The sequence below is a fragment of the Ruegeria sp. L12 genome (assembly GCF_056531745.1).
In genome coordinates, this window is record NZ_JBQFMH010000005.1 from 168730 (window position 1) to 180434 (window position 11705).

Sequence of the window (11705 nt, forward strand, 5' to 3'; positions counted from 1 at the left end):
GTATGCCCTATGACCAAGATCGCCTTTGTCGGTGCAGGTTCGACGATCTTCATGCAGAATATCGTGGGCGATGCACTGCTGACCCCGGCCCTTGCCAACAGCCACTTTGCGCTGATGGATATCGATGCGCAGCGCCTTGCCGAAAGCGAGGCGGTGGCCCGCGCCATGATCCGCTCGGTTGGCACTGGCGCGACGGTTTCTACCCACACGGACCGACGCGCGGCGCTGGAAGGGGCGGATTTCGTCATCACCGCCTTCCAGATTGGCGGCTACAGGCCCTGTACGGTGACCGATTTCGAGATCCCCAAGCAATACGGGTTGCGCCAGACCATTGCCGATACGCTGGGCGTTGGCGGCATCATGCGCGGGCTGCGCACGGTTCCGGTGCTTTGGGATGTGGCGCAGGACATGATGCAACTATGCCCCAATGCGACCTTACTGCAATATGTGAACCCCATGGCGATAAACACATGGGCACTGGAGGAACGGTTTCCGGCCTTGAAGCAGGTAGGCCTGTGCCATTCCGTCCAGAACACAGTCGAGGAACTGGCCCATGACTTGGACCTGCCCAAAGACGAGATCCGCTACAAGGTCGCTGGCGTCAACCACGTCGCATTTTTCCTGCGTTTAGACCATGAGGGCCGCGATCTTTACCCCGCCCTGCGGCGCGGCTATGCCAGCGGGCACCTGCCCAAGCCACCCCTTCTGATGCCGCGTTGCCCCAACAAAGTACGTTATGAGGTGATGGATCATCTGGGTTATTTCTGCACCGAAAGCTCGGAACATCTGGCCGAATACGTGCCGTGGTTCATCAAGGACGGACGTGCCGATCTGATCGAGCAATTCTCGATCCCGCTGGACGAATATCCAACCCGGTGCGAGGAACAGGTTGCAAGCTGGAAAGAACAGGCCAAGACCCTGACCGATGGCCGTGATATCGAGGTCACTCGCAGCCATGAATTTGCCGCCGACCTGATGAATGCCATCGTGACGGATACGCCTTACGTGGCCTATGGCAACCTGCCCAATACCGGGCAAATCCCGCAACTGCCCATGGGCGCGGCGGTGGAAACCCCCTGTCTGATCGATGGCAACGGGGTACAGCCGTCGGTGGTCACAGACATCCCGCCACAACTGATCGCCCTGATGCGCAGCCAGATCAATGTGCAGGAACTGACGGTTCGTGCTTTGGTCGACCAGAACCCGGAATTCGTTTATCACGCCGCCATGATGGACCCGCACACTGCCGCCGAACTTGACCTGCGCCAGATCCGCAATCTGGTGAGTGATCTTCTGACCGCCCATGCAGACTGGCTGCCCGACTGGTGCCGCCCGGCGCGCGCCGCCTGATCTTCATCTTTTCACAAATACTCACTTCCAACCGCAGCCACGAAAAGCCCCGCCAAAATGACAAAACGCCGCTCACAGCACTGGTACGGAAAGCTCGACAAGGACGGGTTCATCCATCGGTCATGGATGAAAAACCAGGGTTTCCCTGACCACGCTTTCGATGGCCGTCCGGTCATCGGCATCTGCAACACATGGTCGGAACTGACCCCTTGCAATTCGGGCCTGCGTGACCTCGCCGAAGGCGTCAAACGCGGTGTATGGGAGGCCGGGGGCTTCCCGGTCGAATTCCCGGTCATGTCGCTGGGCGAAACGCAGATGAAGCCCACCGCCATGCTGTTCCGAAACTTGCTTGCGATGGATGTCGAGGAATCCATCCGCGCCTATGGCATCGACGGCGTGGTTCTGCTGGGCGGGTGTGACAAGACCACGCCGGGGCAGTTGATGGGCGCGGCCTCTGTCGATCTACCCTCGATCGTGGTCAGTTCCGGTCCGATGCTGAACGGCAAATATCGCGGTCAGGATATCGGTTCAGGCACCGATGTGTGGAAGTTCTCCGAGGCCGTCCGGGCCGGAGAGATGACCCTGCAGGATTTCATGAACGCCGAATCCGGCATGTCGCGCAGCGCCGGGGTCTGCATGACCATGGGCACCGCGTCCACCATGGCCTCGCTGGTCGAGGCGATGGGCATGAGCCTGCCAACCAATGCCGCCCTGCCCGCCGTTGATGCCCGCCGCATGGCTCTGGCGCATCTGACCGGCAAGCGGATTGTCGAGATGGTGGACGAAGACCTCAAGCCCTCGGACATTCTGACCAAGGAGGCGTTCGAAAACGCCATCCTGACCAATGCCGCCGTTGGAGGGTCGACCAATGCGGTAGTGCATCTGCTGGCGCTGGCGGGTCGCGTGGGCGTGGATCTGACGCTGAAGGATTTCGAGATTGGGTCCGATATCCCGCTGCTGGTGAACTGCATGCCCTCGGGCAAATACCTGATGGAGGATTTCTGCTATGCAGGCGGTGTGCCGGTTGTGCTGAACGAACTCAAACCCTTCCTGCGTCCCGCAAAAACGGTGCTGAACAAGGATATTTCGGCCCATTACGAGGGGGCCGAGTGTTTCAACACCGACGTCATCCGCCCGTTCAATGACCCGGTAAAACCCGCCGCCGGGCTGCGCGTTCTGCGCGGCAATCTGGCACCGAACGGGGCCATCGTGAAACCCTCGGCCGCCACCGACGCGCTTCTAGAAACCGAGGCCGAGGCTTACGTCTTCGAGAATATCGAAGACCTGAAGGCCAATATCGACCGTGACGACTTGCCAGTGACGGCCAATACCATTCTGGTGCTCAAGGGCTGCGGCCCCAAAGGCTATCCCGGCATGCCCGAGGTCGGCAACATGCCGATCCCGGCCAAGCTGGTGAAAGATGGTGTGCGCGACATGATCCGCATCTCGGACGCGCGCATGTCGGGCACCGCCTTCGGCACCGTCATCCTGCATGTCAGCCCCGAGGCGCAGGCAGGCGGCCCACTGGCGCTGGTCAAAACTGGCGACCGCATCCGTGTTTCTGCCAGCAAAGGCGAGCTGGAGTTGCTGGTGGATCAAAAGGAACTGGACGTCCGCCGTGCTGAATGGCAACCGGACCAACCGCACTACACGCGCGGCTACGCGAAACTGTATATCGATCACGTTTTGCAAGCCGATCAGGGGGCTGACCTTGATTTTCTTGTCGGCAAAGATACCCGCCTTGTCACCAGAGAGAGCCATTGATGACACAGCCCGCTACATTCCACGATCTGAACGGCGCTTCGGTCTATATCACCGGCGGTGGCTCGGGCGTTGGGGCCGCGCTGACCGATGGGTTCATGGCGCAAGGAGCCAATGTCGCCTTCATCGGCCGTTCCGACGCCAGTGCCTTTGTCGACGAAATGCGCGACAAGCATGGCCGCGCTCCGCTGTTCCTGCAGGGTGACATGACGGACATCGAACTACTGCACGCCACCATGCAAAAGGCTGCCGAAGCGCATGGTCCGCTGAACGTGCTGGTCAACAACGCGGCCAATGACAAACGCCACGGGCTAAAAGAAACCACCTCTGAGTTCTGGGACTGGATGATTGAGGTGAACCTCAAAGCCTATTACTTCGCCTGTCAGGAAGCTGCCCGGCAGATGGATCAGGGCGGGTCGATCATCAATTTCAGCTCGATCAGCTATATGATGGGCAATTCCGGCTATCCGATTTACACGACCTCGAATGCGGGGATCACCGGCATGACCCGGTCACTAGCGCGCGAACTGGGACCGCAGAACATCCGGGTGAATGCGCTGGCCCCGGGCTGGGTGCTGACCCAGAAGCAGTTGGACATGTGGGCCACACCCGAAGATCTGGCCGCGCATCTGGAACGACAATGCCTGAAAGAACACCTCACACCCGAAGACATGGTTGCACCGACGCTGTTTCTTGCGTCAAAGGCCAGCCATGCAATGACCGGCCAGTGCATGGTGGTTGATGGCGGTGTGGTGACAACGGGATGACAATATGAACACGGATTGGATCGCAGTTGATTGGGGAACATCCCGCCTGAGGGCCTGGGCCATGCAGAATGACCGCATTCTGGACCATGCTCAATCACAGGATGGCATGTCCAAAACAGCCGGCGGCGACTTTCAAGCGGCTTTGATGGCGCTGATTGAACCCTGGCTCCCTGCCGCTCCTGTGGATGTGATCACCTGCGGCATGGTCGGAGCCAGGCAAGGCTGGGTCGAGGCACCCTATGTCACTGTCCCTTCGACCCCGGTGCCAACATCTCCGATCCGCGTCCCCAATACAGACCCCCGTATTCGCGCCTTTGTCGTACCCGGCCTGAAACAAACCGACCCTGCGGACGTCATGCGCGGTGAAGAAACACAGATTGCTGGCTATCTGGCCGGGCGTCCAAATTGGGACGGCGTCATCTGTTTGCCCGGCACCCATACCAAATGGGTGCAGATCAGCGCCGGAGAAGTGATCAGTTTCCGCACCTTCATGACGGGCGAGATGTTCGACCTGCTGTGCGGGCAATCGGTCCTGCGGCACTCGGTCGGGGACGGATGGGATGACAATAGCTTTGGCGAAGCGGTCGCTGATGCCCTGTCCAAACCGGAACAGCTTGCTGCGCGCCTGTTCGGGCTTCGCGCCGCCGACCTGTTGCATGGACAAAGCAAGTCAGTTGCGCGGGCGCGATTGTCCGGCCTGTTGATCGGCGCGGAACTTGCAGCGACACGGCCCTATTGGTTGGGTCAGCAACTGGCCATTGTCGGATCAGAAGATATGACCAACGCCTATGCCGCAGCGCTTAAGCAACAAGGCGCGATGGTTGAAAAAGCAGATGCCACAACCGCTACACTTGCAGGTTTGCAACAGGCCCGGTCGCTGACGAAGGAAACCGCATGAGCCGGCCCATCATTGCAATCCTGCGCGGTTTGACCCCGCCCGAAGCCGCCGCCGTCGGACGTGCGCTGATCGACGCCGGGATCGACCGGATCGAAGTGCCGTTGAACTCGCCCGGCCCGTTGGAAAGTATCGGCGTTCTGGCGCGCGAATATGGCGAGAACGCCCTGATCGGCGCTGGTACTGTCCTGAAGCAGGATGAAGTCGACGCCGTGGCCGCGGTCGGAGGTCAGCTGATCGTTTCACCCAATTGCGACGTCGACGTCATCTCTCACACCCGCAGTCTTGGTCTTCAAAGCTGGCCCGGCGTGTTCACCCCGTCCGAGGCCTTTTCGGCGCTTAAGGCCGGTGCGAGCGGTCTGAAGCTGTTTCCGGGGTCCATGGCCGGGCCCTCGGGTCTTGCCGCGATGCGGCCGATCTTGCCTGCCGGAACCCGGGTGTTTGCGGTTGGCGGGGCGGGGCCTGAGAACTTCAGGGACTGGATAAAGGCCAGCGCAGATGGGTTTGGCATCGGGTCCGCGCTATATAAACCCGGCATGTCGGTCGGGGATATCTCCGAACGCGCCCGCCAGATCGTCGCGGCCTATGACGAGGCCACCGCATGAGCCAGATCTTTGACGATCGCCCCTGTGAACTGGGTGAAGGGCCGTTATGGCACCCCGAACGACGGCAATTGTTCTGGTTCGACATTATCGGCAAACGCCTGATGTCGCGTGAGCGGGACAACAGACAGGTCTGGCAGTTTGATGAGCATGTCTCGGCCGCAGGCTGGGTTGATCGCGACACGCTGCTGATTGCGTCTGAAACCGGGCTCTGGCGGTTTGGACTGGAAACCGGCGAGAAAGAACTGGTAGCGCCGCTTGAGGCGGACAACACGATCACGCGTTCTAATGACGGGCGCGCTGACCCATGGGGCGGGTTCTGGATTGGCACCATGGGCAAGCAGGCCGAGCCCGGCGCCGGATCGATCTATCGCTACTGGCAGGGAGAGCTGAGGCGTTTGGTCGGGGACATCACAATCTCGAACGCGATCAGCTTTGCGCCCGATCGGTCGTGTGGCTATTTTTGCGACACAGTCGCGAAACAGGTCATGCGATGGCAGTTGAACGCGCAAACCGGATGGCCCGAAGGGGGCACAGCTGTCTTTCTCGACCTCACGCAAGAAGGTCTGAACCCTGATGGTGCGGTCGTGGATGCACAAGGCAATATCTGGATCGCCCAATGGGGTGCCAGCCGTGTGGCCGCTTATAACGCGAACGGGCAGTTTCTACGCGCAGTCGGTTTCTACGCCCTCCACACGTCTTGCCCCGCATTCGGAGGCGATGACCTGACCACTCTGTTCTGCACCTCAGCCCGACAAGGGCTGGACGAGGACGTCCTGAGTTCAAACCCAACCAACGGTATGACCCTTTGCGCGCGAAACGTTGCGCAGGGACAAATGGAACATAAGGTCCGCTTATGAAACCCGAACTTGGCGTATGCTATTATCCGGAGCACTGGCCCGAAACACAGTGGTCCGAAGACGCAGAGCGTATGGTGCGGGCAGGCCTGAAATGGGTTCGTATCGGCGAATTCGCCTGGAGTCGGCTGGAGCCAACGCCCGACGATCTGCAATTCGACTGGCTAGATCGCGCGGTTGAAGTGCTCGGTGCAGCCGGGTTGAAGGTTGTTATGGGCACTCCCACAGCGACGCCACCCCGCTGGATGCTGGATAAGCACCCCGACATGCTGGCCTTTGACGATCAAGACAACCCGCGCAAGTTCGGATCGCGCAGGCACTACTGTTTCAGCCATGAAGGCTATGTTGCTGAAAGCGTGCGGATCGCGCGGATCATGGGTGAACGCTATGGGCGCAATCCACATGTCGCCGCGTGGCAGATCGATAATGAATATGGCTGTCACGAAACGGCGCTCAGCTACAGCCCCGTGGCGCTGCAGGCCTTTCGGGGCTGGCTGAAGGAGCGTTATGGGACGGTTCAGGCGCTGAATGAGGCTTGGGGCAATGTGTTCTGGTCGATGGAATATAACAGCTTTGACCAGATCGACCTGCCCAATTTGACAGTTACGGAACCCAACCCATCTCATGTTCTGGCCTTCCGCAGGTTCAGTTCGGATCAGGTTGTCGCCTTCAACAAAGCACAGGTCGATGCGCTGCGCCCGCTGACTGATGCGCCGTTGTTGCACAATTATATGGGCCGGGTGTTGGAGTTTGATCACTTCGAGGTCGGCAAGGACCTCGATATCGCCACGTGGGACAGTTATCCGATTGGCTTTCTGTCCGACCGGCTTGAGGCTGATGACGCCCACAAGTCAGCTTTCCTGCAGCAGGGCGATCCGGATATGCAGGCGTTTCACCACGACCTCTACCGCGCGGTTGGCCGTGGACGTTCTTGGGTGATGGAACAACAGCCGGGCCCGGTGAACTGGGCACCCTACAACCCTGCCCCGCTGCCCGGCATGGTACGCCTCTGGTCACTTGAAGCGGTGGCGCATGGCGCGGAAGTTGTCAGCTATTTCCGCTGGCGGCAGGCGCCGTTCGGGCAAGAACAGATGCATGCGGGCCTTCTGACCCCGTGGGGCGACGATGCCCCCGCTCTGGCCGAGGCCAGACAGACCGCCGATGAATTGGCCGAGCTTGGAGAGATTGTCCCCGCACGCGCGCCTGTGGCGATCCTGTTCGACTATGCCTCGGACTGGGCGTGGGAGACGCAACCTCAGGGCGCGGGATTTGGATATTTCCGCCTTGTGTTTTCGGCCTATCAGGCGCTGCGGCGCGCTGGACTTTCCGTGGATATTCTCTCTGCGTCAGATCCGCTGCCCGAGGGGTATAACCTGATCCTGGCGCCCGGTCTTGCGAGTATCTGCGAGGAGTTGCAACAGGAACTGCGCAAAGCCAAACTCGCAATCCTCGGCCCGCGCACCGGCGCTATCACGCCCGAATTCCGCATTCCTGATCTCGGTCGCCCCGGCCTGTCGGCGTTGAATTGTTCGGTCGATCTGGTCGAGACCCTGCCCCCCGGCACCGAACGCCCGGTTCAGGGCGGCGGCGCAATTATTCATTGGGCCGAGCGCCTGTCTGGAAACGCACCCGACCTGCTGAGTTTTACCAACGGCGAGGCGGTTCTAAAGGGGGATGCCAACTTCTGGTATCTGGGCGGTTTCCCGGATGAGCCTCTTTGGGACAGAATCATCGCCATGGCAGCGACGCAGACAAATCTACTCATGGTACAGATGCCGCCGGGTTTGCGGCGGCGCGAGACAGCATCCCATGAGGTTCTGATCAACTACAATGCAGACCCTGTCGTCTGGCAGGACATCCGGATCGACGGTTGCGACGTTGTGTTCCAAACGCGCCGACAGCCTTAATCATAAGGGTAGATAACGCTAACATAACCTGCTAGGTGGCATGCGCAGGTCACGCCCCACAGGTTGCAATGATGAAATACACCCGTTCAGACTTTCCCGATGGATTCCTGTTTGGTGCGGTCGAACCTGCGCAGATAGCACGCGGATTCGACAGCTATCGCTTGCACATTCACTGGAACCAGATTCAGCCGGATGGGCACTCTCTGGACACCGAGGCCCTGGATCGCCTTGCGCAGCAGATTGATCTGGTACTGGAACACGGGCTGCGGCCCTGCATAACGCTCGGGCATGAAACTTTGCCCGCCGCACTGGAAGATCTTGGCGGATGGCGCAATCGGGACATCGCCAAACGCTTTGCTGATTTCGCCGAAACAGTCGTGGCCCGGACCGGTGAGCTTTTGTTCAGCGTCGCAACCATTGGCCCCTGCCCTTGCCAAGGAAATGACCAACGCAGCAACACGCGAAGCCTGCATCTCCAGTTGCTGGCCCATGGCCATGCGGTGCAAGCAATGCGCAGTTTTGGCGTGACCAATATTGGCACAGAACTGAACCACGTACGGGAAGCGATCATCGGCGGCTCCTATCCTGCATCACTGCTCGGCGAATGTGTCACCCATCTGCCAGATGCGTGGCAGCACGATCTTGCCATCATCGCTGAACCGGTGGACTGGTATGACCTTGCGGCGCAAGACTTGCCAAATCTCCTCACTAAACAGGGTTATTCCCATGACCTGCCGCTAATGGTCACGCTGGATGGTGATGCCCCGACTGAATTGAGGCGTGAGCTGGATGCGGTGCAAGACGCGCTTCGACAGAGTATGCCGATCACAGGTGTTTTCCTAAATTCTCAGAACTCAGAGCTTATGACCATCCTGACCGATCAGTCGCACCCTGCGCCATGGGTCAGACCCCAAAGCCATGTGCACGCCCATTGGAACCTTGTGGCGGATATCGGCGGCACCAACACGCGGTTGGGCGTCGTCACCAACGGAGAACTGACGGATCTGCAAAAACACCCGACAGGTACACTGTCCGATTTACAAGAGGCATTGCACAGCCTGCGTGATGAAATCGGCACCGATCCGCGCGCCGTGGTTGCCGCAGGTGCCGGTCCGGTAAAGGATGGTGCCATTCGCCTTACCAATGCCAATCTGGTGCTGACCGAAGATGAACTCGCCCAGGCCACCGGTGCGCACCATACCTTCGTGATCAACGATTTCACTGCGGCTGCATGGTCGGTGGCCGAAATCACCGGTGATCATGTTGAGGTTCTGCAAGGGGAACGCACACCTCCGATGGGAACCCGTTTGGTTGTGGGACCAGGGACCGGACTGGGCGTCGGCGCTTTGATTTGGTCCGAAGGGCATTTCCACACGGCCTCGGGCGAAGGCGGACATATGGGTCTGTCGCCACGGCATCGCGATGAGGTCGAAATCTTCGAGGCCGCCCGGCGCATCGTACCGGAATGCTTTTTCGACGACAGCCTCGTGATGGAGGCCGAGATGTTCCTGAGCGGCACGGGCCTGCCGGTTCTGTATCAGGCTATCGGGATGGCGCACGGATTGGCCGAACCCGCTGTGCGGTCCGCAAAGGACATCCTGCAGGACGCGCAGGATGGCACGGATCCTTGCGCCGTCAAAGCCGCGCGCATGTTTACCGAACATCTCGGTGCGATCATTGGGGATCTGTCGGTGGCTCTGGTTCCAACGGGCGGCGTGTTTCTGGTTGGCGGCGTTGCCGAAAAGAACCGCTGGCTATTCGGACAGGATTTCCTGCGTGCCTTCAATGCGGGCGGTCGGTTTAATGCTTTGCGTCAGGGGATAAACGTCTATGTCTCGGAACAGGAAGAGTGCGGCATTGTTGGCGCTAACAATTTCTGCCAGAATGCGCTTGAGCAATAGGGTCCCGATGGATCTGCCAAAGGAAAGGACAGCAGGATGATCCTGTGCTGCGGAGAAGCCCTGATCGACATGATTGCCGCCCCGACCGTTTCAGGCGAACACGGGTTTGTACCGCATTCCGGCGGGGCCATCTTCAACACCGCGATTGCGTTGGGGCGATTAGGGGCTCAAGTCGGGCTTCTGAGCGGCCTTTCGAACGATATGTTCGGGGAACAACTGACCGCCACATTGCAGATCAGCCATGTGTCAACCAGCCATACCATCCGCTCGGATCGCCCGACGACATTGGCCTTTGTGCAGCTTCAGGACGGTCACGCGACATATAGCTTTGTCGACGAAAACTCGGCGGGCCGGATGTTGCGGCCCGAAGACATGCCGGATCAGCTGCCCGGGATCTCGGCACTGTATTTCGGCGGGATCAGCTTGGCCTGCGAGCCCTGTGCAGACGCCTATGCGGCGCTGCTGGAGCGTCACGGTGCAGACCGTGCAGTGATGCTGGACCCGAACATTCGGCCGGGCTTCATCAAGGACCAGACACGCTATCGCACCCGGCTGAACCGGATGATCGCGCAGGCCGATATCGTCAAAGTCTCGGACGAGGATCTCGACTGGATCATCCCCGGCCCGGAAACTCATGCCGAGAAGATACCTCTGTTGCTGCAAGCCGGACCCTCGGTAGTGATCATCACTCGCGGCGGTGATGGCGCAACGGGTTATCTTGCTGATGGTTCAGTGGTCTCGGCCCCGGCTCAAAAGGTCGATGTCATCGATACCGTTGGTGCGGGCGATACCTTCAACGCTGGCGTTCTTGCTCAACTGGACCGGGCCGGACATCTCAGCAAAACGGCACTGCGATCCCTCCCGGCGAATGACTTGAAAGCAGCGCTGGAACTGGGCGCACAGGTGGCTGCCATAACCGTATCCCGTGCCGGGGCAAACCCGCCCTGGGCGCATGAAATTTGACAGGCACGAGACCATGAAACGATCCGACATCAACCGCATCAAGGCTGAGGCACAAGCCTTTATCCACTCGTTTGGAGCTGTTTTGCCACCCTTTGCCGAGTGGTCACCCGAGCAAATGCGTAGTGACGAGGCAGCGGGTATCCGTGACCGGGGTCTGGGCTGGGATATCACCGACTATGGCCAAGGCCGGTTCGACGAGCTGGGCCTGTTTCTGTTCACCCTGCGCAACGGAGATGTGAAGGATCTGAACCAAGGGCGCGGCATGCTTTACGCCGAGAAACTGTTGATCTCGCGCGAAAAGCAACTCTCGCCCATGCACCGGCATATCCTGAAGGCTGAAGACATCATCAATCGTGGTGGTGGTGATTTGGTGATGGAGATTTATGCCTCGGATTCTGACGGTGGTATCGACCGTGAAACGCCGGTCGTTGTTCCCAGCGACGGGTGCCAGATCACCATAAAACCCGGTGAATTTCTGCGCCTGAAACCGGGTCAGAGTGTCACCCTGATGCCAGGCATCTGGCATGCCTTCTGGGCCGAGCAGGGCGATTGTCTGATTGGTGAGGTCTCGACCGTGAACGATGACCGCACGGACAACGTATTCGAAGACCCGATCCCGCGCTTTGCAAGCATCGAAGAAGACACCGCACCGGAATTTCTGCTGGTATCCGATTACTGAACGGCCCCCGAAATTATTCGGGA

The 11705-nt window shown here is 59.6% G+C and carries 10 protein-coding genes; all 10 read left to right on the forward strand.

The annotated features are described in order from the left end of the window. Positions 1 to 9 precede the first annotated feature (9 nt). Positions 10 to 1350: an alpha-galactosidase gene (gene melA / locus ACR0K9_RS10410; protein ID WP_480822910.1), complete on the forward strand. Its 1341-nt coding sequence runs from the start codon at positions 10 to 12 to the stop codon at positions 1348 to 1350. 57 nt (positions 1351 to 1407) lie between these two features. Next, positions 1408 to 3114, forward strand: a complete 1707-nt coding sequence (locus ACR0K9_RS10415; protein ID WP_480822912.1) for an IlvD/Edd family dehydratase — start codon at positions 1408 to 1410, stop codon at positions 3112 to 3114. Continuing rightward, the gene (locus ACR0K9_RS10420) at positions 3114 to 3878 is read left to right on the forward strand and encodes an SDR family NAD(P)-dependent oxidoreductase (RefSeq protein ID WP_480822914.1); all 765 of its coding nucleotides are present in this window, start codon (positions 3114 to 3116) and stop codon (positions 3876 to 3878) included. Before ACR0K9_RS10415 ends, ACR0K9_RS10420 begins: the two co-directional genes overlap by 1 nt. 4 nt (positions 3879 to 3882) lie before the next feature. Continuing rightward, positions 3883 to 4776 carry a 2-dehydro-3-deoxygalactonokinase gene (locus ACR0K9_RS10425; RefSeq protein WP_480822916.1) on the forward strand — a complete coding sequence of 298 codons (894 nt, stop codon included), beginning with the start codon at positions 3883 to 3885 and terminating at the stop codon, positions 4774 to 4776. Beyond that, positions 4773 to 5378 (forward strand): 2-dehydro-3-deoxy-6-phosphogalactonate aldolase, encoded by a 606-nt coding sequence (locus ACR0K9_RS10430; protein ID WP_480822918.1) that lies wholly within the window; start codon positions 4773 to 4775, stop codon positions 5376 to 5378. Before ACR0K9_RS10425 ends, ACR0K9_RS10430 begins: the two co-directional genes overlap by 4 nt. Next, complete coding sequence (locus ACR0K9_RS10435) at positions 5375 to 6235, forward strand: SMP-30/gluconolactonase/LRE family protein (protein ID WP_480822920.1); 861 nt, start codon at positions 5375 to 5377, stop codon at positions 6233 to 6235. Before ACR0K9_RS10430 ends, ACR0K9_RS10435 begins: the two co-directional genes overlap by 4 nt. Next, positions 6232 to 8139 carry a beta-galactosidase gene (locus tag ACR0K9_RS10440; RefSeq protein ID WP_480822922.1) on the forward strand — a complete coding sequence of 636 codons (1908 nt, stop codon included), beginning with the start codon at positions 6232 to 6234 and terminating at the stop codon, positions 8137 to 8139. Before ACR0K9_RS10435 ends, ACR0K9_RS10440 begins: the two co-directional genes overlap by 4 nt. Before the next feature lie 71 nt (positions 8140 to 8210). Beyond that, positions 8211 to 10040 (forward strand): family 1 glycosylhydrolase, encoded by a 1830-nt coding sequence (locus ACR0K9_RS10445; RefSeq protein WP_480822924.1) that lies wholly within the window; start codon positions 8211 to 8213, stop codon positions 10038 to 10040. 36 nt (positions 10041 to 10076) lie between these two features. Then, positions 10077 to 11003: a carbohydrate kinase family protein gene (locus ACR0K9_RS10450; protein WP_480822926.1), complete on the forward strand. Its 927-nt coding sequence runs from the start codon at positions 10077 to 10079 to the stop codon at positions 11001 to 11003. A gap of 13 nt (positions 11004 to 11016) precedes the next feature. Continuing rightward, positions 11017 to 11682, forward strand: coding sequence for a D-lyxose/D-mannose family sugar isomerase (locus tag ACR0K9_RS10455; RefSeq protein WP_480822928.1), 666 nt, complete (start codon positions 11017 to 11019; stop codon positions 11680 to 11682). Positions 11683 to 11705 lie beyond the last annotated feature (23 nt).